Origin of the sequence: Candidatus Tisiphia endosymbiont of Neophilaenus lineatus, from assembly GCF_964264975.1 — a bacterium.
Lineage (GTDB): Bacteria > Pseudomonadota > Alphaproteobacteria > Rickettsiales > Rickettsiaceae > Tisiphia.
The window spans coordinates 1,013,772-1,038,740 of sequence record NZ_OZ183649.1 but is presented as its reverse complement, the minus strand read 5'-3'; the positions used below and the strand labels follow the sequence as shown (position 1 = coordinate 1,038,740).

At 34.1% G+C, this 24,969-nt stretch carries 25 protein-coding genes, 1 rRNA gene, 1 other RNA gene and 2 pseudogenes; 20 read left to right on the top strand and 9 right to left on the bottom strand.

All coding sequences use genetic code 11. The annotated features are described in order from the left end of the window. Positions 1-22: 22 nt before the first annotated feature. The 5 genes and pseudogenes from ACFE3K_RS06060 to ACFE3K_RS06040 all read left to right on the top strand — a co-directional run bounded on the left by ACFE3K_RS06060 (position 23) and on the right by ACFE3K_RS06040 (position 3,907). Positions 23-220 (top strand): transposase, encoded by a 198-nt coding sequence (locus ACFE3K_RS06060; RefSeq protein WP_375359443.1) that lies wholly within the window; start codon positions 23-25, stop codon positions 218-220. A 360-nt stretch (positions 221-580) separates the two neighbouring features. Further along, the gene (locus ACFE3K_RS06055; RefSeq protein ID WP_375358649.1) at positions 581-1,183 is read left to right on the top strand and encodes a BON domain-containing protein; all 603 of its coding nucleotides are present in this window, start codon (positions 581-583) and stop codon (positions 1,181-1,183) included. 72 nt (positions 1,184-1,255) lie between these two features. Then, positions 1,256-1,870: pseudogene (locus tag ACFE3K_RS06050) on the top strand (septal ring lytic transglycosylase RlpA family protein); the annotation flags it as partial. Between the two features lie 67 nt (positions 1,871-1,937). Beyond that, positions 1,938-2,918: a pyruvate dehydrogenase (acetyl-transferring) E1 component subunit alpha gene (gene pdhA / locus ACFE3K_RS06045; RefSeq protein ID WP_375359503.1), complete on the top strand. Its 981-nt coding sequence runs from the start codon at positions 1,938-1,940 to the stop codon at positions 2,916-2,918. An 8-nt stretch (positions 2,919-2,926) separates the two neighbouring features. Further along, entirely contained in the window at positions 2,927-3,907 is a 981-nt protein-coding gene (locus ACFE3K_RS06040) for a pyruvate dehydrogenase complex E1 component subunit beta (RefSeq protein WP_375358648.1), read from the top strand. A gap of 163 nt (positions 3,908-4,070) precedes the next feature. Here the strand turns inward: ACFE3K_RS06040 and ACFE3K_RS06035 are convergent, their stop codons facing one another. The 4 genes from ACFE3K_RS06035 to ACFE3K_RS06020 form a co-directional block, all read right to left on the bottom strand. Continuing rightward, positions 4,071-4,292 (bottom strand): hypothetical protein, encoded by a 222-nt coding sequence (locus ACFE3K_RS06035; RefSeq protein WP_375358647.1) that lies wholly within the window; start codon positions 4,290-4,292, stop codon positions 4,071-4,073. Between the two features lie 289 nt (positions 4,293-4,581). After that, positions 4,582-5,160: an IS630 family transposase gene (locus ACFE3K_RS06030; RefSeq protein ID WP_375358646.1), complete on the bottom strand. Its 579-nt coding sequence runs from the start codon at positions 5,158-5,160 to the stop codon at positions 4,582-4,584. Continuing rightward, positions 5,154-5,555, bottom strand: coding sequence for a helix-turn-helix domain-containing protein (locus ACFE3K_RS06025; RefSeq protein WP_375358645.1), 402 nt, complete (start codon positions 5,553-5,555; stop codon positions 5,154-5,156). Before ACFE3K_RS06025 ends, ACFE3K_RS06030 begins: the two co-directional genes overlap by 7 nt. A gap of 502 nt (positions 5,556-6,057) precedes the next feature. Continuing rightward, a 16S ribosomal RNA gene (locus tag ACFE3K_RS06020) occupies positions 6,058-7,560 on the bottom strand. 588 nt (positions 7,561-8,148) lie between these two features. Between ACFE3K_RS06020 and ACFE3K_RS06015 the strand changes: the two genes are divergently transcribed. Both ACFE3K_RS06015 and ACFE3K_RS06010 read left to right on the top strand, forming a co-directional pair. After that, complete coding sequence (locus ACFE3K_RS06015; protein WP_375358644.1) at positions 8,149-8,598, top strand: helix-turn-helix domain-containing protein; 450 nt, start codon at positions 8,149-8,151, stop codon at positions 8,596-8,598. Beyond that, positions 8,592-9,278, top strand: coding sequence for an IS630 family transposase (locus tag ACFE3K_RS06010; RefSeq protein ID WP_375358643.1), 687 nt, complete (start codon positions 8,592-8,594; stop codon positions 9,276-9,278). The genes ACFE3K_RS06015 and ACFE3K_RS06010 overlap by 7 nt, the downstream gene beginning before the upstream one ends. On the opposite strand, the gene ACFE3K_RS06005 is transcribed toward ACFE3K_RS06010, so the two are convergent. The 3 genes from ACFE3K_RS06005 to ACFE3K_RS05995 form a co-directional block, all read right to left on the bottom strand. Then, positions 9,275-10,063, bottom strand: a complete 789-nt coding sequence (locus tag ACFE3K_RS06005) for an IS5 family transposase (protein WP_375358642.1) — start codon at positions 10,061-10,063, stop codon at positions 9,275-9,277. The genes ACFE3K_RS06010 and ACFE3K_RS06005 overlap by 4 nt on opposite strands. Positions 10,064-10,241: 178 nt before the next feature. Further along, entirely contained in the window at positions 10,242-11,390 is a 1,149-nt protein-coding gene (locus ACFE3K_RS06000) for an FAD-dependent monooxygenase (protein WP_375358641.1), read from the bottom strand. Next, a complete protein-coding gene (locus ACFE3K_RS05995) occupies positions 11,390-11,650 on the bottom strand; it encodes a monovalent cation/H+ antiporter complex subunit F (RefSeq protein ID WP_375358640.1) in 261 nt (86 codons plus the stop codon). Before ACFE3K_RS05995 ends, ACFE3K_RS06000 begins: the two co-directional genes overlap by 1 nt. Positions 11,651-11,756: 106 nt before the next feature. On the opposite strand from ACFE3K_RS05995, the gene ACFE3K_RS05990 reads away from it, so the two are divergent. The 6 genes from ACFE3K_RS05990 to ACFE3K_RS05960 all read left to right on the top strand — a co-directional run bounded on the left by ACFE3K_RS05990 (position 11,757) and on the right by ACFE3K_RS05960 (position 16,499). Next, positions 11,757-12,761, top strand: a complete 1,005-nt coding sequence (locus ACFE3K_RS05990; protein ID WP_375358639.1) for an NAD(P)/FAD-dependent oxidoreductase — start codon at positions 11,757-11,759, stop codon at positions 12,759-12,761. Then, positions 12,761-13,645 (top strand): bifunctional 5,10-methylenetetrahydrofolate dehydrogenase/5,10-methenyltetrahydrofolate cyclohydrolase, encoded by an 885-nt coding sequence (locus ACFE3K_RS05985; protein ID WP_375358638.1) that lies wholly within the window; start codon positions 12,761-12,763, stop codon positions 13,643-13,645. Before ACFE3K_RS05990 ends, ACFE3K_RS05985 begins: the two co-directional genes overlap by 1 nt. Then, positions 13,642-14,445 (top strand): outer-membrane lipoprotein carrier protein LolA, encoded by an 804-nt coding sequence (locus ACFE3K_RS05975; RefSeq protein ID WP_410521505.1) that lies wholly within the window; start codon positions 13,642-13,644, stop codon positions 14,443-14,445. Before ACFE3K_RS05985 ends, ACFE3K_RS05975 begins: the two co-directional genes overlap by 4 nt. A gap of 36 nt (positions 14,446-14,481) precedes the next feature. After that, an RNA gene (ffs, locus tag ACFE3K_RS05970) (signal recognition particle sRNA small type) lies at positions 14,482-14,577 on the top strand. A gap of 59 nt (positions 14,578-14,636) precedes the next feature. Further along, positions 14,637-16,163, top strand: coding sequence for a DNA polymerase III subunit gamma/tau (gene dnaX / locus ACFE3K_RS05965; RefSeq protein WP_375359501.1), 1,527 nt, complete (start codon positions 14,637-14,639; stop codon positions 16,161-16,163). 12 nt (positions 16,164-16,175) lie between these two features. Then, positions 16,176-16,499, top strand: coding sequence for a YbaB/EbfC family nucleoid-associated protein (locus ACFE3K_RS05960; RefSeq protein WP_375358637.1), 324 nt, complete (start codon positions 16,176-16,178; stop codon positions 16,497-16,499). Between the two features lie 146 nt (positions 16,500-16,645). On the opposite strand, the gene ACFE3K_RS05955 is transcribed toward ACFE3K_RS05960, so the two are convergent. Both ACFE3K_RS05955 and ACFE3K_RS05950 read right to left on the bottom strand, forming a co-directional pair. After that, positions 16,646-17,212: a cell cycle transcriptional regulator TrcR gene (locus ACFE3K_RS05955; RefSeq protein ID WP_342260013.1), complete on the bottom strand. Its 567-nt coding sequence runs from the start codon at positions 17,210-17,212 to the stop codon at positions 16,646-16,648. Positions 17,213-17,333: 121 nt separating this feature from the next. Next, entirely contained in the window at positions 17,334-18,050 is a 717-nt protein-coding gene (locus tag ACFE3K_RS05950) for an OmpW family outer membrane protein (RefSeq protein ID WP_375358636.1), read from the bottom strand. A gap of 178 nt (positions 18,051-18,228) precedes the next feature. On the opposite strand from ACFE3K_RS05950, the gene ACFE3K_RS05945 reads away from it, so the two are divergent. The 7 genes and pseudogenes from ACFE3K_RS05945 (at position 18,229) to ACFE3K_RS05915 (ending at position 24,849) form a co-directional block, all read left to right on the top strand. Then, positions 18,229-19,116: a DMT family transporter gene (locus tag ACFE3K_RS05945; RefSeq protein WP_375358635.1), complete on the top strand. Its 888-nt coding sequence runs from the start codon at positions 18,229-18,231 to the stop codon at positions 19,114-19,116. A 529-nt stretch (positions 19,117-19,645) separates the two neighbouring features. Then, a complete protein-coding gene (locus tag ACFE3K_RS05940) occupies positions 19,646-20,896 on the top strand; it encodes an MFS transporter (RefSeq protein WP_375358634.1) in 1,251 nt (416 codons plus the stop codon). Positions 20,897-21,019: 123 nt separating this feature from the next. Beyond that, complete coding sequence (locus ACFE3K_RS05935; protein WP_341751598.1) at positions 21,020-21,256, top strand: DUF2312 domain-containing protein; 237 nt, start codon at positions 21,020-21,022, stop codon at positions 21,254-21,256. Between the two features lie 16 nt (positions 21,257-21,272). After that, a complete protein-coding gene (gene secF / locus ACFE3K_RS05930; protein ID WP_375358633.1) occupies positions 21,273-22,178 on the top strand; it encodes a protein translocase subunit SecF in 906 nt (301 codons plus the stop codon). A 109-nt stretch (positions 22,179-22,287) separates the two neighbouring features. Next, positions 22,288-23,523: a tyrosine--tRNA ligase gene (tyrS, locus tag ACFE3K_RS05925; protein ID WP_375358632.1), complete on the top strand. Its 1,236-nt coding sequence runs from the start codon at positions 22,288-22,290 to the stop codon at positions 23,521-23,523. A 413-nt stretch (positions 23,524-23,936) separates the two neighbouring features. Next, positions 23,937-24,548: pseudogene (locus ACFE3K_RS05920) on the top strand (IS6 family transposase); the annotation flags it as partial. A 133-nt stretch (positions 24,549-24,681) separates the two neighbouring features. Continuing rightward, positions 24,682-24,849 (top strand): hypothetical protein, encoded by a 168-nt coding sequence (locus tag ACFE3K_RS05915; protein ID WP_375358631.1) that lies wholly within the window; start codon positions 24,682-24,684, stop codon positions 24,847-24,849. The last annotated feature ends 120 nt before the right edge of the window (positions 24,850-24,969 follow it).

The following is a 24,969-nucleotide window of genomic DNA, read 5'->3' as shown; positions in this document are numbered from 1 at the left end:
GAGCTATGATTTCTACTCGGCTATAACTCAAGCGGGAAATCTTACTCAAGATGTTCAGAATACGACTGTGATAGCCGATAAAGGATACGATAGTAGTGCATTTGTAGAAAGTTTAGAAAATAAGGGGTGTGAGATTGTTATACCACCAAAATCTAACCGTAAAGTACAACGTGAATATGATAAACATACTTATAAGGAACGATATTTAATTGAGTGCTGATTTGGTAAAATCAAACATTTTAGGCGTATATTTTCTAGATTTGATAAGGCTCCAGCCACTTTCTTAGCTTTTTTAAATTTTGTTGGAACTTTAATATGGTTACGTTATAATTTTTGTCAACAGAACCTAGGCAGTAGCAAAGTCGAGCAGCGGAGCGTACATGAGTAACGGAGCAGCGGAGATCTTTGGTCGCGGGAACGCCAATTCTTGAAGTTCTACCTGAGTATACTCCAATTCGGGATAAGAATTAACTAATTCTTATCCCAAATTCGTGTGACTACGTGGGAATGACATCCTAGGTCATTAAACCGATGTCTTACATCGATATTTGAGGTTAAATTAGTAGATTTAAGGATGGTTATGTATAAAATTAACTTTATTATTATAATCTTATCTTTCATGCTTACAGGTTGTCTGCCAGCTGTTTTTACTGCAGCAACTACCTCTACTCTTGCAGTTGCAAAAGATCAATCAATTGCGGAGACAATTGATGACGTAAAAATAGCTACAAAAATTAAAGCTTCTTTTATAAAAAATAATTTCAGGGAATTATATACTAAGATTAAGGTTGAGGTAAATCAGGGTAGGGTACTACTGACTGGAATCATAGACAAAAAAGAAGATGCATTAAAAGCTGTAGAAATTGTGTGGGGTGAAAAAGGAGTTTGTGAAGTTATTAATGAACTAATAATAGATAAAAAAAGTGATCATTTTGACTTAGTGCAATATACTAAAGATGCTATGATTACTAGTCAGATCAAGGCTAGAACTTTTGTTAACCGAGATATAAAATGGGTAAATTATACCATTGTTACAGTGAATGATATAGTATATATATTTGGTATAGCAAGGTCTGAGGAAGAATTAGAAAAAGTTACTTCTATTGCTTCCCAGATTAATGGTGTGGCAAGGGTTGTCTGTCATGTTAAAATAAAAGAAACTGAAGAAAATGATAATAAATAATCTCAATTCGATATAACTTGTCATATCAAATTCAGGTTAAATATGATATAAATGAAAGTGAAACTTAGATATATTCTTTTGTTGTTAGTTTATTGTATAGGGCTTAGCTCTTGTTCTACTAAGCCTAGTCTATATAGTAAATTATCGCAGGAAGATCCTAAAAATGTTTATTATAAGGGGCATTATAAGATAGGTAAAAAATATACTATCAAAGGTAAGACTTATAAACCTAAGGAAGATATTAATTGCAACCAAGTAGGTATAGCATCTTGGTATGGTTCTAAACATAAATTTCATGGAAAAAAAACAGCAAATGGTGATACATATAATAAACATATGCTAAGTGCAGCCCATCCTAGTTTGCCATTACCTAGTTTGGTTAAAGTGACTAACTTAAGTAATAATAAATCTCTTATTCTTATGGTTAATGATCGCGGTCCTTTTAAAAAGAACCGTATTATAGATGTTTCGGAAAAATCTGCTAAAATTTTAGGATTTGAAAAACAAGGTACAGCAAAGGTTAGAGTACAATATATGCATAAGGAGACTAAAGAATTTTTGAATAATATTGCTTTAAAGCCTAAGGAAAATTGTATTGCAAAAAAGAAAGTAGCCAATCCTAAATGTAGCGTTAATTGTCATATTAAATTAGTAAATCTAAAACATAAATTGGTAGTTAACCCTTGATGATTTTTGTATTATAGTGTATGCCCAAATTGGAAAACCAATTCTTCAAGCTTTTATAGGAGTATACATGATTGTTTTTGGGAAATATAAATTAAATAGTCCTCAGTATCTTGAGTCTTATAGGAAGATGTTGTTGCTTAGAAGATTCGAAGAAAAATGTGGGCAGTTTTATGGTATGGGTCTAATAGGTGGATTTTGTCACTTATATATTGGACAAGAAGCGATAATTACTGGTGTGGATTTAGTAAAACAGCTTGGTGATAGTACTATTACCAGTTACAGGGATCATGCTCATATTATTTCAGCAGGGACTGAAGCAAAATACGTATTAGCAGAACTGATGGGTAAAGAGACTGGTTGCTCGAAAGGTAAGGGTGGTTCAATGCATCTGTTTGACGTAGAAAACAAATTTTACGGTGGACATGGTATTGTAGGCGCTCAAGTACCTATAGGTACAGGTCTAGCTTTTGCTGAGAAATATCGAAATACTAATAATATATGTTTTACTTTCTTGGGAGATGGGGGAGTTAATCAAGGTCAAGTATATGAAGCTTTTAATTTAGCGGCGTTATGGCACTTACCTGTAGTTTATATTATTGAAAATAATCAATATTCAATGGGTACTTCAGTAGCTCGTTCTACCTTTATGACTGACCTTTACAAGAAAGGGGAGTCATGTGGTATTACGGGATTTAGACTAAATGGTATGTCGTTAGAGTCAGTTTATGATTATGTTCGGCAGGCTGCGGAGTTTGTTAGAAATGATGGTGGACCAATAATATTAGAAATGGATGCTTATCGTTACAGAGGACATTCAATGTCTGATCCAGGTAAATACCGTAGTAAGGAAGAAGTGGAAAACTATAAGGAACAAGACCCATTATCACAAGTGAAAAATATAATTTTGGCTAATAAATATGCTAGCGAAGAGCAGTTAAAAGAAATTGAGAAAGAGGTTAAAGAGGTCATTGCAGAAGCAGTTGAGTTCTCAGAAAGATCGGCATTACCGGATGAAGAAGAGCTATATACGAATATTTACGTTGAATGAGTAGAAACATGTTACAAACGACAGTACGGGAAGCCTTACGTGCAGCAATGCAAGAAGAAATGTTAAGAGATGATAGTATCTTTATTATGGGAGAAGAAGTTGCTCAGTACCAAGGAGCGTATAAGATAACCCAAGGGTTATTAGAGCAGTTTGGTTCAAAAAGGGTAATTGATACGCCAATAACAGAACATGGTTTTACTGGTGTGGCTATTGGAGCGGCATTTGCGGGGCTTCGTCCCATTGTTGAATTCATGACATTTAATTTTGCTATGCAAGCAATGGATCAAATAGTTAACTCTGCAGCTAAAACTCATTATATGTCTGGTGGAACTATTAAATGTCCAATAGTATTTCGTGGACCAAATGGGGCAGCAAGTCGAGTTGCTGCCCAACATAGTCACAATTATACAGCTTGTTATAGTCATATTCCGGGGCTTAAGGTAGTAGCTCCCTATAGTGCAGAAGATCACAAAGGGCTTCTAATGACTGCTATTCGTGACGATAACCCGGTTGTTTTTCTAGAAAATGAAATTCTCTATGGCCATAGTTTTGAAGTCCCAGAAATAATAGAACCAATTCCATTTGGTCAGGCTAAGAAACTTATTGAAGGTGATGATGTCACAATAGTAACATTTTCTTTGCAAGTTAAGTTGGCTTTAGATGCAGCAAATAGCTTGTATGATAGTGGTATTAACTGTGAGGTAATTGACCTAAGAACTATCAAGCCCTTAGATATAGAAACTATATTAGAGTCGGTTAAAAAAACTAATCGGTTGGTTGTTATAGAGGAAGGCTGGTTTTTTGCAGGTGTTGGTGCAACTATAGCTGGTATGGTAATGAACCAAGCATTTGATTATCTAGATGCTCCTATAGAGATTATCTCGGGTAAGGATGTTCCTCTACCATATGCTATTAATCTAGAGAAATTAGCACTGCCAACTATAGAAGATGTTATTAGTGCTGTGAAGAAAGTGTGTTATACTAGCTAGACTTCAAGAATTAAGGTCGTCAGTTTAACCACTACCGATATCGTTCCCGCGTGGATCACTAGTATGTTATTCCCTCGTAGGCGGAAATCCATAATATCTAATAGCCTTTGCAGGCTATTTTTTGGATTCCCGCTTTTAGCTAGGAATGGCATCTTTCTGCCATTTAATAGTTTGGTGATGTATTTAGTAATATACTAATAATTTGGTCGATAAGATCAGAGTTAGCATTAATGTAGTCTTCAGTTAACTTTAATAACGCAAGCAGATTGGCTTTAGAAGCATTATCCATAGCACTTGTCTTTTTATCAAGCTCAAATTGTAGGCGGCAGGAATTACCATAAATTTCCCCTAATTCAGCATTATACAAACCTTGAGCTTGTATCATTCCGCTAATCAAATTAGCTTTTAGTATCCAACCAATAACCCCTGATTTACATAAATCTTTCGACTCTATGCCTAGGTTCTGTTGACAAAAATTATAACGTAACCATATTAAAGTTCCAACAAAATTTAGAAAAGCTAAGAAAGTGGCTGGAGCCTTATCAAATCTAGAAAATATACGCCTAAAATGTTTGATTTTACCAAATAAGCACTCAATTAAATATCGTTCCTTATCAGTATGTTTATCATATTCACGTTGTACTTTACGGTTAGATTTTGGTGGTATAACAATCTCATACCAATTGCAATAATGAACACGGTGTATTTATCCAATCTCTATACATAATTGATTTTACTAAATCTACATTATGAGCAAGTTGATTCCAAGCGTAACAAGCCATAGTAACGATATCTTCATATACACCATAACATTGGTTAGACAAGAAATGATTTTTAATCCATTCCCAAACTTGTTCCATTGCATTAAGTTCCGGTGCATAGGGCGGAAGCGGTATCAAAGTGATATTGCTTGGCACAGTTAGTTTTTTGGCTGTGTGCCAACCTGCATTATCCGTTAGTAAAGCTATATGTCGGTTGCCTTGAATACTGCGAGAAAGCTCTTCTAAGAATTTATTCATTGCCTGTGTGTTTGCATATGGTAAAATTAATGCACAAGCTTCTCCTGTCTCATGGCAAGCAGCTCCGTAAATATATGTTGAAATAAATTGCTGTTGCCGAACTTTACGGGGTCTAGTGCCACGCTTAGCACATATACGAGTTAAGCTACCTTGTTGCCCAACTCTAGTTTCATCCTGAGACCATATATCAACTTTACATCTATCGATATTTTTTGCTAATAATTTTGTTAACATGTCTGGAAAGTTTTTTTATATCTATTTTGAGTCTCTTGATTTGATTTTGGATGCATTGAACGAGAAGTAATCCAGCTCAAACCAAGGCGGTGCATAGTATTGTAGACTGTTTTTAAAGCACATTTAGCACCATATTCCTCAACTAACATGATATGTAGCTCCTTTCCAGTTATATACCCACCAGTTTTACTTTCACTGAGCGTATTGATTTTATCAAAAATAGCAGACTCTTGTATACTGTTAATCTTCCTAGGGGCACCGCTTCTTTGTGATTCAAATAATCCTTCAAAACCATGATTCCTAAATCTTCTGAGCGATGATTGCACAGTTTTCCAGTGTGACTTCACTATTTCAGATATGGCTTTAAAAGATTTGCCTAATTGAAGGTGATACATCGCCAATAAACGTATACGATTGTTAATTATTGCAATTGGTATTATACTATCAAAGGTTGTAAAGTAGCAAGATTATCAAAATTAACGTCTATTCAGCAACATTTATTCAATTTATTTGATCTAACAATGCCCCAAATGACAAAATCTGCAAAATGATAAAATGTAGTCAGTAAAGAAAATTTAATTTTCTATCCCATACACCGCATACTACGTTTTATGGCACAATTTTGATCCTATCCATCTCGAAGATAAGTCACGTAGGAATAATGGTTTGACTACGTTTCGTTCGCTCGTCACCCGTACGCCTAACTAATCAACTCTTAAAATTCATCAAGTATATATATTGGGAAATATTTATTTTGCTAGGCTTGGTGAATATAAAAAAATACTTAAAGAAAGAGCTGTTTTTAAAAGCTTCATAAACAATCAGTTAAAGGTAGTGACAGCGAAAGTCAAACTTAGGCAAATATTACAAAAGTAATATTTGCTATGTTAAGTCTTTAAAGGAGGTAATCCAGCCGCAGGTTCCCCTACGGCTACCTTGTTACGACTTCACCCCAGTCGCTAATTTTACCGTGGTTGGCTGCCTCTTACGTTAGCTCACCACCTTCAGGTAAAACCAACTCCCATGGCGTGACGGGCAGTGTGTACAAGGCCCGAGAACGTATTCACCGCGGCATGCTGATCCGCGATTACTAGCGATTCCAACTTCATGCTCTCGAGTTGCAGAGAGCAATCCGAACTGAGATATCTTTTAGGGATTTGCTCCACGTCACCGTCTTGCTTCCCTCTGTGGATACCATTGTAGCACGCGTGTAGCCCAACCCATAAGGGCCATGATGACTTGACATCGTCCCCACCTTCCTCCGGCTTATCACCGGCAGTTTCCTTATAGTTCCCGGCATTACCCGCTGGCAAATAAGAATGAGGGTTGCGCTCGTTGCGGGACTTAACCCAACATCTCACGACACGAGCTGACGACAGCCATGCAACACCTGTGTGTGGTCCAGCCGAACTGAAGGGAGGCATCTCTGCTTCCCGCGACCACCATGTCAAGGGTTGGTAAGGTTTTTCGCGTAACATCGAATTAAACCGCATGCTCCACCGCTTGTGCGAGCCCCCGTCAATTCCTTTGAGTTTTAATCTTGCGACCGTACTCCCCAGGCGGAGTGCTTAATGCGTTAGCTACGAAACCGAAAGAAATTCTCCCGATATCTAGCACTCATCGTTTACGGCGTGGACTACCAGGGTATCTAATCCTGTTTGCTCCCCACGCTTTCGTGCATCAGCGTCAGTTGTAGCCTAGATGACCGCCTTCGCCACCGGTGTTCCTCCTAATATCTAAGAATTTCACCTCTACACTAGGAATTCCATCATCCCCTACTACACTCTAGATTAGTAGTTTTGAAAGCAGTTCCGAGGTTAAGCCTCGGGCTTTCACTTCCAACTTACTAAACCGCCTACGCACTCTTTACGCCCAGTAATTCCGAACAACGCTAGCCCCCTCCGTCTTACCGCGGCTGCTGGCACGGAGTTAGCCGGGGCTTTCTTGGTCAGGTATCGTCATTATCTTCCCTGCTGAAAAGGGCTTTACAACCCTAAGGCCTTCGTCACCCACTCGGTATTGCTGGATCAGGCTTTCGCCCATTGTCCAATATTCCCCACTGCTGCCTCCCGTAGGAGTCTGGGCCGTGTCTCAGTCCCAGTGTGGCTGATCATCCTCTCAGACCAGCTACAGATCGTTGGCTTGGTAGGCCATTACCCTACCAACTACCTAATCTGACGCGGGCTCATCCATCAGCGATAAATCTTTCCTCCGAAGAGAATATACGGTATTAGCATTTATTTCTAAGTGTTATTCCGTACTGATGGGCAGATTCCCACGTGTTACTCACCCGTTTGCTACTAACTAATTCAGAGCAAGCCCTAAATTAATCCGTTCAACTTGCATGTGTTAAGCATACCGAAAGCGTTCGTTCTGAGCCAGGATCAAACTCTCAAGTTTGATTCTGTCTACTTTTTCTTCAAAAAATTGACAGGTTTAATTTATCACTTTTAGTGATAAGTACATTTTGCTGTCACTACCTATATCTGATTATTTACTTTTAAAAACAGCTACGAACAATTAATGTTCGTCTTTTCGTAGGAGTAATTATATGCAAAATCTACCATCCTGTCAACTGGTATTTTGAACTTTTTTTATAATTATATTAGAGCCACTTTTAATCCTCAACCTAATTTGCTGCTATCCTGATGGCCGAATTTAGCCTCCAATAATAACAGAACGACCAAACGAGTTCCCATATGACCTCAATTATCATCTCTTTAAAAATAAATACTTCTCTAGGTAATAATAATACCAAGAAGATAATTAATGCAGGTGTTAAATAAACTAACGTTCGTATCATTACTGGAAATCCAATACAAATACATCTTTCTATAAACTCTTTGTTATCACCAGCTTTATTAGTATTATAATACTAATTGCAATAATGAACACGGTGTTAAAAAATGGGTTTTTAACTGATAAATAGGTACTCAAATAGCTAGGTTAATATTACCGCAAGGTTTTGAAGGTCATGATTTTATAAAAATGATGAAACATGAGCCGCATGGTCGAAATCGTATACGTTTATTGGCGATGTATCACCTTCAATTAGGCAAATCTTTTAAAGCCATATCTGAAATAGTGAAGTCACACTGGAAAACTGTGCAATCATCGCTCAGAAGATTTAGGAATCATGGTTTTGAAGGATTATTTGAATCACAAAGAAGCGGTGCCCCTAGGAAGATTAACAGTATACAAGAGTCTGCTATTTTTGATAAAATCAATACGCTCAGTGAAAGTAAAACTGGTGGGTATATAACTGGAAAAGAGCTACATATCATGTTACTTGAGGAATATGGTGCTAAATGTGCTTTAAAAACAGTCTACAATACTATGCACCGCCTTGGTTTTAGCTGGATTACTTCTCGTTCAATGCATCCAAAGTCAAATCAAGAGACTCAAAATAGATATAAGAAAACTTTCCAGACATGTTAACAAAATTATTAGCAAAAAATATCGATAGATGTAAAGTTGATATATGGTCTCAGGATGAAACTAGAGTTGGGCAACAAGGTATCTTAACTCGTATATGGGCTAAGCGTGGCACTAGACCCCGTAAAGTTCGGCAACAGCAATTTATTTCAACATATATTTACGGAGCTGCTTGCCATGAGACAGGAGAAGCTTGTGCATTAATTTTACCATATGCAAACACACAGGCAATGAATAAATTCTTAGAAGAGCTTTCTCGCAGTATTCAAGGCAACCGACATATAGCTTTACTAACGGATAATGCAGGTTGGCACACAGCCAAAAAACTAACTGTGCCAAGCAATATCACTTTGATACCGCTTCCGCCCTATGCACCGGAACTTAATGCAATGGAACAAGTTTGGGAATGGATTAAAAATCATTTCTTGTCTAACCAATGTTATGGTGTATATGAAGATATCGTTACTATGGCTTGTTACGCTTGGAATCAACTTGCTCATAATGTAGATTTAGTAAAATCAATTATGTATAGAGATTGGATAAATACACCGTGTTCATTATTGCAATTGGTATTATATACATCCACTTGTACATTTAATGGTAATTTAAATATTACTATCCCAATTATCAACCTTATCATAAAATACCAAAACCGTTCTTTAGAACTAACAGCATTATTTTAAAATCGCAATACTAGGTTCTGTTGACAAAAATTATAACGTAACCATATTAAAGTTCCAACAAAATTTAGAAAAGCTAAGAAAGTGGCTGGAGCCTTATCAAATCTAGAAAATATACGCCTAAAATGTTTGATTTTACCAAATAAGCACTCAATTAAATATCGTTCCTTATCAGTATGTTTATCATATTCACGTTGTACTTTACGGTTAGATTTTGGTGGTATAACAATCTCACACCCCTTAGTTTCTAAACTTTCTACAAATGCACTACTATCGTATCCTTTATCGGCTATCACAGTCGTATTCTGAACATCTTGAGTAAGATTTCCCGCTTGAGTTATATCATTTCTTTGCCCAGCAGTTAGTATAAACTTTAATGGATTACCAAGGGCATCAACAAGGGCATGAATTTTAGTACTAAAACCACCTCTGCTTCTACCTAAAGCCTCTTCTTCTTGATTACCTTTGATATATCCAGATGAGCAAGCATGTGCTCTCACAATAGTTGAATCAATCATAATTGATTCCATATCTGCATCTACTTTAACATAATCCATTAAATCATCCCATATACCTTTGTCAACCCATCTCTTAAATCTGCGATAAATACTGTACCAACAACCATAATCATCAGCTAGAAAACGCCATTGGCAACCTGTTCTAACAATAAACCATATTGCTTCAATAAAATGTCTCATTTTTTCTTCATTCTTGTTGTGTATACCATTTCTTTCCTTAAAAAATGATAAAATTACTTCCCATGCTTGTTCTTCTATGTAATACTTCATATTGGTAGTTCCTTTTTTTAATAACTAGAAACTACCATTTCTTCTTACTATGGCAACTTTTTATTCCTCTTGCCTAACTATAATTTTTGTCAACAGAACCTAGTTCTCTGTCATCAAAAAAATTCATTTCAATCCCCCTAGAGTATTTATTTGGCAAAATAGTAAGATATTTTTCATTTTATCTACGACCCATGGCATACTCTACTAACAAATTCTTAATAGGCTGTATATTATCAATAGCTTTAAGCCCCAAACGTCTTAGATACCACAAGGGTTTTGAATGGTTTGAGAAAATACTATTTAAGCTTTCAGTAATCATATACATATGAAAATTATCATTTTGTCTTAATTTTTGATATCGTTCTAGCATTCCTGTACTTATACCACTACTAGCCACTAATTGAGTTAAAGTTTCAATATCCTTTATTCCTTGATTCAAAGCCTGACCAGCTAGAGGATGAATTGTATGGGCACTATCTGCCACAACTGCTATTTTATTATAAAAATATTTACTAGCTATACGAGCCTTTAAAGGAAAAGAGCTAATAGTACTATCTAAAGCAATAGACCCTAAAGAATTCCCACAATTTTTACTTACTAAATACTCAAATTCTTCCTTTGGTAAGCTCATCAATAATGCAGCCTGCTCTTGCCCAGTAGTCCATATTATAGATGAGGCCTTTTGGTCTCTGAGAGGTAAAATGGCAAAAGGACCAGATGGCATAAAATGTTCAATAGCACAATTTTCATGATCTTTCTCATGCTTAATATCAAACGTTAAGGCGATTTGGTTATAGGTTTTCTCTATTTTATTAAAAAAATAATATTGACGAACTTTAGAATTACGTCCATCACAAACAATCAATAAGTCACTATTCATAGTCTTATTGTCATCTAGATATATGGTTGAATGATTAGGTTTACTATCAACTTTTTTATAATCACACTGATCAATTACCTTAATCAAAGGGTTTTTTCTAACATTTGCTAGTAATATTTTTTTAAATTCACTATTTTTTACTATATAACCTAATGCATCATTTCCCTTAATATTTGACATACATAGCATCTCTGGTGCTTTATTATCAACAACATAGACGTCCAACATTTTGCTAGCTATCTTCTCAATCTCAAACCATACATTAAGGCCTCTTAGAAACTGCATAGAAGCAGGGGTTAAGGCGGTCGTTCTTATATCAGTACAAAAATTATCAGAATTTATCGATTGATACTCAAGGATGGTAGTCTTAATATCCTCTTTCGCAAACGATAATGCCGTAAGCATACCACTGAAACCACAACCCAATATTATTATTTGTTTTTCCATCACATCACATTATTAGATTGATTGATAAAATACTGTAAATATGCTCCACTTGCTATAAAACTTAAGAGAAAATAAATTATAGCAATGTCTAGATAACAATTATTCATTTTAAATGAACCAAGAAAACAAATGAATAAGGTTATTATACTAGTTAAACTATTTAGCACTAAGAGTTTGACAAAAATATTTACATTTTTAAGTAATAAATAGATCATTAAACCAATAAACAAAATATTGATAACTAAATAAAAATTTATCATGATACAAAATTAATTTAAACTGATTAGTTGATTATTTATCCATTCTAACATAAAATCCCGGTATCGTTAAGAGTTTGACTATTTTTTTTTATAAAAATTTTATTTTATGCACAACACTGATATTATAATAATTGGTGCAGGTCCAGTTGGTCTATTTGCTATTTTCCAAGCTGGGATGCTTGGTATGCGTTGCCATGTTGTTGACTCGCAGGAGATAATAGGAGGGCAATGTAGCCAACTTTACCCAGAGAAACCTATATATGACATACCAGCATATCCTAAAATTATGGCAGAAGAGTTGATAGCACAATTGGCACTGCAAGCACAACCGTTTAATCCGGTTTATCATCTAAATCAGCAAGTAGTGCAGTTGGAAAAAGAAGAGGGGCAATTCCAAATTACCACTTCTAAAGACACCATAATTACTGCTAAAGTTATTATTATAGCTGCTGGATGCGGTTCTTTTGGACCTAATAGACCTCCATTACCTAATATAGAAGCATTTGAGGGAAAATCAGTATTTTATTTTATCAATAACCGCAATAGTTTTGCCAACAAAGAAATTGTAATAGCTGGTGGAGGCGATTCGGCTGTAGACTGGGCAATATCACTATCTGAAATTGCTAAAAAAATATATTTAGTGCATAGGCGTGAGAGATTTCGGGCAGCGAATGAAAGTATAAGGCAACTCAAAGAACTAGCAAATAGTGGCAAAATTGAGTTGGTAATTAATTATCAACTAGAGCATTTAGTAGGAAAAGATGGTATCCTAGAAGCAATCGGAGTAAAGGATTTTGAAGGGGGGAATATTCGCACCTTACCAGCAAATATATTATTGCCATTTTTTGGACTTAGCCAAGAACTTGGTCCGATAAAAAATTGGGGATTAAATCTCAAAACTAATCATATAATTGTAGAACCTTCATATTTTGAAACAAATATTTCATGCATTTATGCAATTGGCGATATTGCTAGTTATCCGGCAAAATTAAAATTAATTCTTACTGGTTTTGCCGAAGCAGCTAGCAGCCTACATCACGCCTATGGCAGGGTATTTGAGGGTAAGGCCTTACACTTCGAATATTCAACTACCAAAGGAGTACATAAATAGTGAATGAACGTAGTAATATAATCAATGGTAAATATGTTGCAGAACAAATATTATCTAAGTTAAGGGCAGAGATTAATTTAATCAAGGAGCAACATAAGTTAGTACCAACTCTTGCTATTATACTAGTGGGTGATAACCCAGCTAGTAGTATATATGTAAGAAATAAGATCAAAGCAGCAGGAGCAATTGGTATGAACGCTTTGCAAATAAATTTGCCCAGTGAAATTGATATTGACCATATGCTGCATGAAATCAGCATGCTCAACAATGATTCAAATATTTCTGGAATTATCGTACAACTTCCTCTACCTGAACATATCAATAAAAATTTAATCGTATCTGGCATCGATCCTAGCAAAGATGTCGATGGTTTCCATCCTATAAATGTTGGTTATCTACATAGTAACTCAGGCAATGGCTTTATACCTTGCACGGCTCTTGGTTGCATTGAATTACTTAAACACATTGAGAAAAATTTAGCTGGACAAAATGCTGTAGTTATAGGGCGTTCTAATATTGTAGGTAAACCATTATCAGCTTTATTACTTAGAGAAGATTGTACTGTGACGATATGCCATTCAAGAACTCAAAATTTAAGTTCTATAACTTCCCGTGCTGACATAGTAATATCAGCTACCGGATCCCCTTTGACATTAACAGAAGAATATTTTAACCCTCAATCTATAGTGATTGACGTTGGTATTAGTAAACTTCCTAATAGCAACAAGATGGTAGGAGACGTTGATTTTACCAATGTTGTTGATAAAGTGAGATATATATCCCCAGTTCCAGGTGGTGTCGGACCAATGACTGTCGCTTATTTGCTAAAGAATACACTTAAAGCAGCAAAACAAAATATAACACATATTAGGTATAAAAGATGAGCTGGCTTTGTAAAGGTATTATTGCCATTTATTGGTTTCTAACCATAGCCTATGCTGAAGTAGAGTTCTTGCATAACTCTACTTCTACTGGTAATTTGGGCGTCGGGACTAGACTCGAATCCTCACGTACACTAGAGTACGCTACGGTTCTGCGTTCCGATCCTCCTACAAATTCCCTAGTAGAAGCGAATTCTGCTAGAGCTCTAATATTAGAGAATAGACCTTTTGATAACAAAGCTATTGATCAACTTAAAATATATTTACGTGAAATAAAATCCATGGCTGTGGACTTTAGCCAAGAGGATTCAGCAGGGAATAAAGCTGAAGGTAAGTTATTAATAAATAAGCCTTCTAAGTTTCGATGTAATTATTACCCACCATTCCCTTTGGTAGTTATTGGTAATACTAATTATGTTTCCGTGTATGATTATGATATGAAACATGTAAGTCGTATTAAGGCAGAGGAGAATGTATTTAATTTTTTATTAGAAGATAGTATAGATTTTGATAAATATTTCAAAATTGAGTCAGTAATAGATCAAGATAATATGTTTAAAATTACTATTTATCATACTTTATCAGAGCGGCGTAGTCAGATTACCTTTGATAAAAAAACTAAACAAATAAAAAAGCTAGAAATACTTGAAGATGAAAATGTTATTACGATGATATTTAATCATATTGCAAAAGTACAAAAATTTGATGATGATTTATTTAAGCTTAAGAATCCAGACATATTCGGAACACCAAGTAGACTGACAAAAAACGATATAGAAAAAAAATATAATTTAGCCACTTAAATAACTTGCCTCTAGATGATAAAAGAACTATTTTATCATGTGCTAGTAGTGGGCATTGGTGCTGTTCAGGTGGTCAGGTTCGAAAGGAAGCAGCCAAAATAGTCTCTAGTGGGTCATTACTAGCATACTCTTCTGTTTTCAAGAATTGGATTTGAAATCATTTGAGTAGATCATATTTTTGTGAATATACCATAGTGACAAAAACAACTGACCAATATATTAATTTTGCTAGAAAATATCGCCCTACTAATTTCTCTGAGCTATACGGACAAGAAGTTTTAACAAAAATTTTAAGCTATACTATTCTAAAAAATCGTATATCTCAAGGTTATCTTCTTACTGGTATTAGGGGTGTTGGCAAAACTACTTCAGCACGTATTATCGCTAAAACTATTAATTGTACCAATCTGATAGTTGAAGGTGATAGTATTAAACCTTGTGAGAGTTGTCAGAATTGTAGCAGTTGTAATAAAAATAACCATCCCGATATAATTGAAATTGATGCTGCTAGCAAGACAAGTGTTGATGATATCCGTAAAATAATAGAAAGTAGTGAATATAAGCCGCTAATCGCTAGGTACAGTATCTTCATAATTGATGAAGTTCATATGCTATCTAAAGGTGCATTCAATGCTCTACTTAAAATCCTTGAAGAACCACCAGCACATGTAATATTTATATTTGCTACTACTGAACCACAAAAAATTCCATTAACCGTAATTTCTAGATGTCAGCGATATGATTTAAGGAGGCTAACATTTGATGAGATTTTTCAATTGCTTCAGTCCATTGCTAAAAAAGAACAGTTAAACGTTGAGATAGAGGCTCTTAGAATAATTGCATCTAGATCTGATGGTTCAGCTAGAGATGCAGTTTCAGTACTAGACCAAGCAACAAGCTTGGCAGCAGGAGATTTGATCACTCCTGAAATAGTTTATCAAATACTTGGTTTGGTGGATACAGCTAGTATAGTTAAGTTTTTTGAATATATTATTCAAAAAGATGCTGCTAAATCTATTGATTTAGTAAATAATCTCTATATGTCTTCAGCAAATTTAGAAACTTTTGTAGCATTAGTTGCTGATTTTACTGCCTATCTTAGTAAAATAAAGATATTACCTAATTATCAAAATCCTATATATGTATCTTTTAATGATAATGTTACAAATATTCTAACAAAAATTACTCTTTCTCAATTATCTATTATTTGGCAAATATATAGTAAAGGAATTATAGAGATGAAAACTTCATATAATCAATTGATAGAAGCTGAAATGCTGGTGATAAAATCTATTTACTCCCAGATGTTACCATCGCTAGAAGAATTAGTGGAATATAATGATGGGGAGCAACTAGAACAACCGGTATTACAACAATCAACTAAGAACTATCAAATTACCAGTTTTCTTGAGTTTTTACATTTGCATAATGAGATGGAAGTTTATTACAGATTACTAAACCAAGTGGAGTTAAAATCTTTTGTTCTTCAAACTATAGAAATTGCTGGAAGCGATCTCAACACAAAAATAAAAGAACAAATTGCTAATTTATTATTTGCTTGGTCAGGAAAAACTTGGAATGTTATCATTACAAAACAGTTAAAAATAATTACTCTTAAAGAACAATTGCTAAATAAAGTAAAATCAAGTCAAGATTGGAAAATTTTAACACAACACTTTCCAAATGTTACAATCTCAGATATTTTGTTAGAAAATTAAAAGGTACATAGTATGACAAATTTTAATCAATTTTTAAAACAAGCTCAGTCAATGCAGAAAAAAATGCAAACAATGCAGGAAAAAATGGCAAATGCTGAATATTTTGGAAAAGCAGGTGGTGGGTTAGTAAATATTACCATTAGTGGTCGTGGAGAGATTCGAAAGGTCTCTATTGATTCCTCTTTGCTGAAAGAAACAGAGAAGGAATTATTGGAAGATTTAATTGTTGCTGCTTTCAACGATGCTAAAAGCAAGGTCGATGAAGATTCACAAAACTCTATGTCTGATGCTTTAGGTAATATTGGTTTGCCACCTGGACTAAAGATGCCATTTTAAATCCTCCCAACTTCCGCATAGAGAATTTGTTACATGGAACATGAGTAGGTCATTCCCGCATAGGCGGGAATCTATAATATCTCATAGCCTTTGCAGGCATGTCTATAGCAACTACCGATCGCGGCTTTTAAATTGCCCTGAGAGACTTACTCTTTAACAGTTTTTTCTTGCTTAGATAAAAGCTGTACTTGCTCAATACTCTTGTCTAATTCTACTTGACTACAAATTCCAAGTAAAACTGGATCACGTGGGCGAATGTTTTTCATGTTCCAGTGACTACGATCACGGATAGCTTCTATGGTTGACTTAGTAGTACCAACGAGTTTTATAATTTGATTATCTAAAATTTCTGGACAATTTTTAAGTAACCAATATATCGCGTCTGGTTTATCCTGACGTCTAGCAATAGGAGTATATCTAGATTGTTGTTTTTTCTTTGTACTTACCAAATCATAGGCACTACTCACAAAAAGTCTTAAACTACTACTTGGATCTTTCGTGCAACGCATTATTTCTTCTTGAGTTAATTGTCCTCCAGCAATAGGATCTAACCCCATAATACCTTGAGACACTTCACCATCAGCAATACCTTTAATTTCAAGCTCATGAACCCCACAAAAATCAGCTATCTGCTTAAACGTTAAAGCAGTATTATCAATCAACCAAATAGCAGTTGCTTTAGGCAGTATAGGTAATTTTTGTTGTGAACTCATAGTAAAAAACTAATAATATAATATTGATATGTCTAGAAAAGATATAGTCTCTTCTAACTAATAAGTCAACAATAGACATCTTAGACTATTTCAATTTCTCGTTTAATTAGGTCAGGCAAGCCTAAAACCTAAAACCAATACCTACTGCAATCATTAACGTATTAAACCTTACTTTAGATGATATAGGTTGTTTTACTAAACTATTTTTATCATCAACTTTGGTCTTAAGAAAATACTGCCTTACATCTAAGTTAATCAATGTATCATCCTTAGCATATAAGTCAACCCCGATCTGTAATACAGCACCGTGACCATTTTTGACGGTATATCCTTTAGATTTACTGAACATATAAGCTCCATGATAACCAACGCCAACATAAGGTCTAATAGCACCAAAGGGAGCTATATGATATTGTCCCGTAACAGTCAGGGGTATCATATAAAGCTCTTTTCTCTTACCAACATCTGCTGGATTACCACCATAATTATAAGCCACATTCTTTAAACTATTATTTTTAGGACGTAATACATTAAAACCTAAAGATAACTCTGCAGCAACATTACTAGCAAAGAATATTGATGTAGAAGCATCAAAACCGTAACCATTTTCAACAAAATTACCAATCGATACTGGGCTTGCGGAGGTAGCCTTAGGAAAGCCTTGTTGCTTTGCACTAGATTTTATCCCCCCCCCTCTTATTTTAAACACAAGATTACCTGCATTTTCATAATAATCGGCATCATAGTCATTATTAGTTAAATCAGAATTAGCAAAGCTAGAGATACTTACACAACTTACTAATAGCAATATTCCAAATTTTTTTGTGACTTTTATCATAACTATAAACCTTTTCTTGCTTTAAATATATTGCTGTATTATATATATTCTTTCTTATTTGGAAATCAAATTGATAATAAGATTTTTAAATTTGTTTAACATTAGTGACACTATAACACTAAATATAGAAAACACTAATACAAAAAATATAAAAAAATAACGAATTAAGGTCTATACAATGAATAATAAATTAAACACTTATTTTGTTGGTATTGGTTGGTTTATATTAAGCTTGATAAGTAGTGCAACTAATGACATAACAGCAAAATATCTTGGACTTAGGCTACATAGTTTTGAGGTGACTTGTTTTCGCTTTTTCTTTAGTGCTTTAATTCTTGTCCCTTTTATTTTATATTATGGGAAACAGACTCTTAAAACTAATCGTCCTTTTATACATATTGCAAGAGGGGTTTTATTGTTTTTTGCTATGACGTGTTGGATTTATGGTCTCAGTATTGCCCCCGTGACTACTGCTACAGTTATTAGTCTTGCTACACCTTTATTTACTCTAGTTCTAGCAGTTTTTTTCTTAAATGAGAATATTATTTGGCAAAGATGGGCAGCAACTTTATTTGGTTTTATTGGCATTGTTATTACCTTGAAACCTCATGCTAGCGATTTTAATCCACAGATATTAATTTTTGTATTAGCTGCTATAATTTTTGCAATGTTAGATATTATCAATAAGAAATTTGTAGTAAAAGAATCAATGATTAGTATGCTATTTTATTCTGCTTTAGTAACATCTTTAGTATCAATACCACCATCAATAATGTATTGGCAAACACCTACCAGTTCAGAATTTATTTTGCTATTTACCTTAGGAGCTGGGGGTAGTTTAATCTTATTTTTCTTATTAAAGGCTTTCTCTCTAGTTGATGCCACAGCCACAGTCCCTTATAGATATTTAGAGTTAATAATTTCAGCATCAGCTGGATATCTTGTGTTTAATGAAATCCCTGAAAACAGTACTTTATACGGAGCATTGATAATAATACCTGCAACATTGTTTATAATATATTCTGAGAAAGGAAATATAACACAAAATGATAAAGCTACTGCATGAAGAAGCACTCGCAATACCTCTATTCGATATAAGAATTGTTAATTCTTATATCGAATAGGCTTGTTATAAGGAAAAATGCATTCTTGAAGCGGCTGGCACGAATGCATTCTGATCTATCTATTAGCAAATGAAATATTTAACAATCAGGCGTCAAACTGCTTTAAGCTTGATTGTTTACATTTTCTGTACAAACATATTAGTGGAATAAATTTTTGATATATACTGCAAAAAATTGAAGAATTTAGAAGAGAAAATTCTATAACGATGTCATCCGAGCTACAGCACATAAGTATCAACTTAAGCAACCTCGATGTTATCCCAGCGTAAGCTGGTATCTAAAAAAAGTAGTTCGAAGTATTGTTGAGCATTTTTAGACCCCTGCTTTCGTAGGGGTGACATAGTGGCTAGTAGAAATGACATCGTTTGTAGGGAATAACATCTCTCATTCCAATTTTGGATTAATGAAATTAATCCGAAATTGAGGTTAATAAGCATTCTAACCCTTGACACAAATGAAATAATAAAAAATATGAATAAACGTAAGTTGTTTTTTGCAAGCGGTGTAGCAAATGCATTTGAGTGGTATGATTACGCACTATTTGGTTACTTTGCTCCTATAATAGGAGCAAAGTTCTTTCCTGGATCAAGTCCTAGCTCGTCTTTATTGCATGCTTTTTTGGTATTTGCTATCGGTTATTTAATGAGACCAATAGGTGGGGTATTTTTTGGGATACTGGGAGATCGTTTTGGTAGAAAAACTGCTTTAAGTACATCTATATTTTGTATGTCTCTGCCAACGGCACTAATTGGCATATTACCAACTTATGACAATATAGGTGTTACCGCAACTATATTAATGATTCTACTTCGGATGCTGCAAGGTTTATCAATGGGCGGAGTACTTACTGGCTCAATTGCATTTGCTATTGAACATACAGGTAAGGTACATCGTGGCTTTACTGGCAGTATACCAATGTCCAGTATTTGTATTGGTCTATTATTTGGATCACTCATTTCACAGCTTATACAAAGCCTTTTATCAGGACAACAATTTAATGATTGGGGGTGGAGAATACCATTTTTATTAGGAATTTTTATTTTATTTGCTGGACTTTATATAAAAAAATATACCAGTGAAACCCCTAGTTTTCAAAGTATAAAAGAAAATGGTGGGATTTTAAAATCTCCTCTGAAAAAAGTTATCTCTGTATATTGGATTGATATGTTAATATCAATCTTCATCAATTCTACAGGTTCAGTAATATTCTATCTACAAGCTACTTATCTAATGTCATTTTTGAGGATAAATCGTGGTTTTACCGATGACCAAGTTAGCAATTTAGCTAATTATTGTTATATAATCATGGCTATTGTTACTTTATGTTCTGGCTATTTATCTGATGTAATTGGTCGAAAGAAAATTTTTGTGATTAATTTACTGGTAATTATTTTAGTTATTCCTTTTTTGATGAATGTAATTGAAACTGGAGAATTTTATTTTATAATTATATCTCAAATCGTATTATCAATTTTAGCTGCTTGTTATATTGGTCCTGAACCTGCACTGCAAGCTGAATTCTATCCAACCAATATCAGAAATACTGCTTTATCATTGTCTTATAATACAGCAACCAGTATTTTTGGTGGTACAACACCTTTAATACTAGAATATCTTGTACAAAAAACTGGTACTATTACTTCATCTATTTATTATGTAATTGCTTGTGCTATTTCAAGCCTAATAGCTCTTTGTTTTTATAAGGATCGTTCAAGAGGGTAACAACTAATCTAAAAATTTTTCTAGTATTTATAGCAAAATTATCTATACACTACTTAGTGGCTTGATAAAAATAATATATACTAGCCATATTACAATTTTTGATAAACAATAAACTTTAATTTTATGACAGAAGTGATAGCTAAAGAACAATTAGAACAATATATAAATCAAATAGAAGGGCTTGAACAAGAAAAAGCTGAATTATCTGAAGCAATAAAAGATATATTTGATGCAGCCAGCTCTAGTGGCTTTGATACCAAGGCCATGAAGTCGGTGTTAAAACTAAAAAAACTTGATAGAAATAAGCTAGCTGAACAAGATGCGATCTTAGAATTGTATAGACAAGCTCTCGGTATATAAATTAAAGAATTCAATAATGCAATTATATCCATTAAGGCTTTTACCTGATCAAATCAACTTTGATTTTATCAGATTTAAAAAAGTAAGTTATACGATATCCATTATTTTATCTCTTGTAAGTATTATTTGGATAGGGATTTACAAATTTAATTTTGGTATTGATTTTGCTGGTGGGATTGTTATAGAAGTGCGGCTTGATCAAGACCCTGATTTAACCAAAATGCGTGAAGTGCTTAATAACCTTAAGATTGGTGAAGTAGTATTGCAAAATTTTGGTAATCAGCATGATTTGTCAATACGAGTTGGCAGCAATAGTGAAGATACTTTAATGCAAAATATTGAGCTTATCAAATCAACTTTAAAAAACCAATTGCCTTATAAATTTGAGTATCGTAAAGTAGATTTTGTCGGTCCACAAGTTGGTACTCAATTGATAAAATCAGGAATAACAGCACTAATTCTTTCGTTTCTTGCCATAATGGTTTACATTTGGGTTAGATTTGAGTGGTATTTTGGGCTTGGTATACTTGTAGCTTTGTTACATGATACCATATTAAGCTTAGGTTTTATGAGTGTAATGAGGCTAGACTTCAATTTAAGCTCCATAGCTGCTATTCTTACCATAATAGGTTATTCTGTGAATGATTCAGTAGTTATCTATGATAGAATCAGAGAAAATTTACGCAAATCACATAAGAAAGTAATGCCACAAATTATTAATCTGAGTATTAATGAAACTCTGTCTAGGACTATTCTAACAGTTGTTACAACCTTACTCGCAAACCTAGCTTTGGTAATATTTGGTGGGGAAGCTATTTATAGTTTTAGTGTATTAGTGTTTTTTGGTATAATAGTTGGTACATATTCATCTATTTTTATATCTGCTCCTATATTGACCTACTTCAAAAACTTGAAGAATTGATAAATCAATTTTCAAGTTTTTGGATAAAAGTTGAGTGGCAGAATTGAAGTAGAGGCCTTCAATCCTGCTACAAAATAATAATAAATATTAAAAAAAATTAGTTTAAAAAATGTTTATTAAAAATTTTGATAGTAAAGGTTTTCTATATCAATGTACTGATTTAGAAAAACTAACAGAGCTAATGAAAAACAGTAAAATATCTGCTTATATTGGTTTTGATTGTACAGCACAATCTTTACATGTAGGTAGTCTGATGCAAATTATGATACTGCGTTTATTGCAACAATATGGTCATAAACCAATAGTACTCCTAGGAGGAGCAACTAGTAAAATTGGTGATCCTACTGGTAAAGATGAGGCAAGGAAATCTTTAACAAAAGAAGAAATTGCCCAAAATGCTGAAGGTATAAAAAAATCATTATCAAAATTTATTAAATTTGGTACTGGGGAAAATGATGCAATATTAGTTGATAATTCAAATTGGCTAGAATCGTTAAATTACTTAGAATTTCTTCGCAATTTTGGTAGTTTTTTTTCTGTGAATCGTATGTTATCTATGGACTCTGTAAAATTACGTTTAGAGAGAGAGCAACATATGAGTTTCTTGGAATTTAATTATATGTTACTACAAGTCTACGACTTTTATCATTTAAATAAACTATATGGTTGTTCTTTACAAATAGGTGGTAGTGACCAGTGGGGTAATATAGTAATGGGTGTTGATTTTACAAGGAAACTAACAGGTAATGAAGTATTTGGTATGACTACGCCCTTATTAACAACTGCCTCTGGCAACAAAATGGGCAAGTCTGTTGGTGGAGCTGTGTGGCTAAATGAGGATATGTTAAGCCCGTACGATTATTATCAATATTGGCGGAATTGTGAAGATCAAGATGTGGTCAAGTTCGCAAAATTATATAGTGAGTTAGGAGAAGATGCCATGCAAGAGTTTATCTTACTTAGTGCATCTGATATTAATAGTGCCAAAAAGCAATTAGCCTTTAATTTAACTAAACTTTGTCATGGTAAAGAGGCAGCTATGACAGCTTTAGAAACAGCTACCAAGCTTTTTGAACAAGGAGAAATTGATTGCAATTTACCAACTATTTATCTAGAACAGGGGAGGTTAGCTCTAGGTATTTCAGCATATGAATTACTTTATGAAGCAGGTCTTGCTAAATCAAAATCCGAAGGACGTCGGTTGATTAGAGGGGCTGGAGCAAAAATCAATAATCAACTAATCCAAGATGAAAATATGGTTGTTGATTTAACTTTTATGCAGGACAACCAGGTTATTAAGATATCCGCAGGTAAGAAAAAACATGTATTGATCAGGTTGACATAATAGTGAACGAAAAAATATATCTCTTTGGCAAACTCGTTTATGTGCGAGGATTTAAAGCAGCCACGAAACCTTGACCCGCAGCGGACAATGATGTACGTAAGGAGCAGAGTACCAAAGAGAGAGATAATAGACCTTATATCTTAAAAATGTGTTATAAGTAATTAAAGAGGGTGACTTGAATAGACCTTGACTAAAATAGTCGCTAAGAGAATAAGTACCCTCTTTTTGGTAGTTTACCTTGAACAAATTGCAGAAGGTGGTCTTAAAAAGAGCAGCCTTGCACAATAAGAAGAAGGAGATTATATCATGAATAAAATAATAGGTCTAGACGTAAGTAAAAACTGGCTTGATATATGTGTATATAATACAAGAGATAAACCTAAATATCATCGTTTTAATGTAGGTACCGAGATGTTCAAGAACAGATGGCATATCGAGGTGTTATGTTGAGTCATGAGACTGTAAGATTTTGGTGCAATAAATTTGCAGTTTATTTTCAAGATGTCATCAGGAAGAGAGAGCGGAAGCCAACTGATAAATGGCATTTAGATGAAATGCACATTAAGATTAAAGGCGAAGTATTTATATTATGGAGAGCTGTTGACTCTGAGGGATATGAATTAGAAGTATTGCTGCAGAAGCGTCGTGATAAGAAATCAGCTATTAGGTTTCTATCAAGATTACTGGGTAATTATCCAGCTCCAAGAGTAATTGTTACTGATAAGCTCAGGAGTTACATTAAACCTGTTAAGCTTATGTGTCCTAAGACTAAACATCGAACTAATAAGAAATTAAATAATCGTGTTGAGAATGCACATCAGCCAACTCGACGAAAAGAGAAGATATTGATAAAATTTAAGCATCCTAATTCAGCACAATGTACATTATCACTGATGGGAAAAGTCAGAAATATATTTGCCGTAAATGTTGGAAGATATACTAAAACAGCACCTGAACAAAGAATTAACTTTGCATCCGCTAAATCCATTTGGGATGAAGCTACTCAAAGACTTCTTGCTGACTGAAATCTAAAAATATAGCTCATTTTGACACTATGTTACTTAACTTGACGGTATCCCATATGCTTGTGATAGTGGTAATAAGCAAGGACGAAGATTTATTCGAGGAGGCAGGAAAATACCTAGAGATGCTTTATACATGGCAGTATTAGCTGGTAAGAATGGTTTCCAATATTTAAAAATTTTATATGATAGGCTTGTTAATAATTTAAAACCTAAGAAAGTTGCGATAGTTGCTTGTATGCGTAAGTTACTTGAAGTGTACCATAAACTTATTCAACAAAAACACGTTTTTGTTATTAAATAATATTTATCTATTTTTATAAAATTTAGATAAAAGATAATTGCTCTTTCGAAACTCGCTTATGCTGAGGGATTTGAAGGAGACGCTTCACCTCAAACCGCAGCGTACTCTAATTCCGTTACG

Coding starts and splice junctions, on each gene's coding strand:
- ACFE3K_RS06055 (WP_375358649.1), top strand. CDS start 581: ATGTATAAAATTAACTTTATTATTATAATCTTATCTTTCATGCTTACA.
- pdhA (WP_375359503.1), top strand. CDS start 1,938: ATGATTGTTTTTGGGAAATATAAATTAAATAGTCCTCAGTATCTTGAG.
- ACFE3K_RS06040 (WP_375358648.1), top strand. CDS start 2,927: ATGTTACAAACGACAGTACGGGAAGCCTTACGTGCAGCAATGCAAGAA.
- ACFE3K_RS06035 (WP_375358647.1), bottom strand. CDS start 4,292: ATGATACAAGCTCAAGGTTTGTATAATGCTGAATTAGGGGAAATTTAT.
- ACFE3K_RS06030 (WP_375358646.1), bottom strand. CDS start 5,160: ATGTTAACAAAATTATTAGCAAAAAATATCGATAGATGTAAAGTTGAT.
- ACFE3K_RS06025 (WP_375358645.1), bottom strand. CDS start 5,555: ATGTATCACCTTCAATTAGGCAAATCTTTTAAAGCCATATCTGAAATA.
- ACFE3K_RS06015 (WP_375358644.1), top strand. CDS start 8,149: ATGATGAAACATGAGCCGCATGGTCGAAATCGTATACGTTTATTGGCG.
- ACFE3K_RS06010 (WP_375358643.1), top strand. CDS start 8,592: ATGTTAACAAAATTATTAGCAAAAAATATCGATAGATGTAAAGTTGAT.
- ACFE3K_RS06005 (WP_375358642.1), bottom strand. CDS start 10,063: ATGAAGTATTACATAGAAGAACAAGCATGGGAAGTAATTTTATCATTT.
- ACFE3K_RS06000 (WP_375358641.1), bottom strand. CDS start 11,390: ATGGAAAAACAAATAATAATATTGGGTTGTGGTTTCAGTGGTATGCTT.
- ACFE3K_RS05995 (WP_375358640.1), bottom strand. CDS start 11,650: ATGATAAATTTTTATTTAGTTATCAATATTTTGTTTATTGGTTTAATG.
- ACFE3K_RS05990 (WP_375358639.1), top strand. CDS start 11,757: ATGCACAACACTGATATTATAATAATTGGTGCAGGTCCAGTTGGTCTA.
- ACFE3K_RS05975 (WP_410521505.1), top strand. CDS start 13,642: ATGAGCTGGCTTTGTAAAGGTATTATTGCCATTTATTGGTTTCTAACC.
- ACFE3K_RS05960 (WP_375358637.1), top strand. CDS start 16,176: ATGACAAATTTTAATCAATTTTTAAAACAAGCTCAGTCAATGCAGAAA.
- ACFE3K_RS05955 (WP_342260013.1), bottom strand. CDS start 17,212: ATGAGTTCACAACAAAAATTACCTATACTGCCTAAAGCAACTGCTATT.
- ACFE3K_RS05950 (WP_375358636.1), bottom strand. CDS start 18,050: ATGATAAAAGTCACAAAAAAATTTGGAATATTGCTATTAGTAAGTTGT.
- ACFE3K_RS05945 (WP_375358635.1), top strand. CDS start 18,229: ATGAATAATAAATTAAACACTTATTTTGTTGGTATTGGTTGGTTTATA.
- ACFE3K_RS05940 (WP_375358634.1), top strand. CDS start 19,646: ATGAATAAACGTAAGTTGTTTTTTGCAAGCGGTGTAGCAAATGCATTT.
- ACFE3K_RS05935 (WP_341751598.1), top strand. CDS start 21,020: ATGACAGAAGTGATAGCTAAAGAACAATTAGAACAATATATAAATCAA.
- secF (WP_375358633.1), top strand. CDS start 21,273: ATGCAATTATATCCATTAAGGCTTTTACCTGATCAAATCAACTTTGAT.
- tyrS (WP_375358632.1), top strand. CDS start 22,288: ATGTTTATTAAAAATTTTGATAGTAAAGGTTTTCTATATCAATGTACT.
- ACFE3K_RS05915 (WP_375358631.1), top strand. CDS start 24,682: ATGGCAGTATTAGCTGGTAAGAATGGTTTCCAATATTTAAAAATTTTA.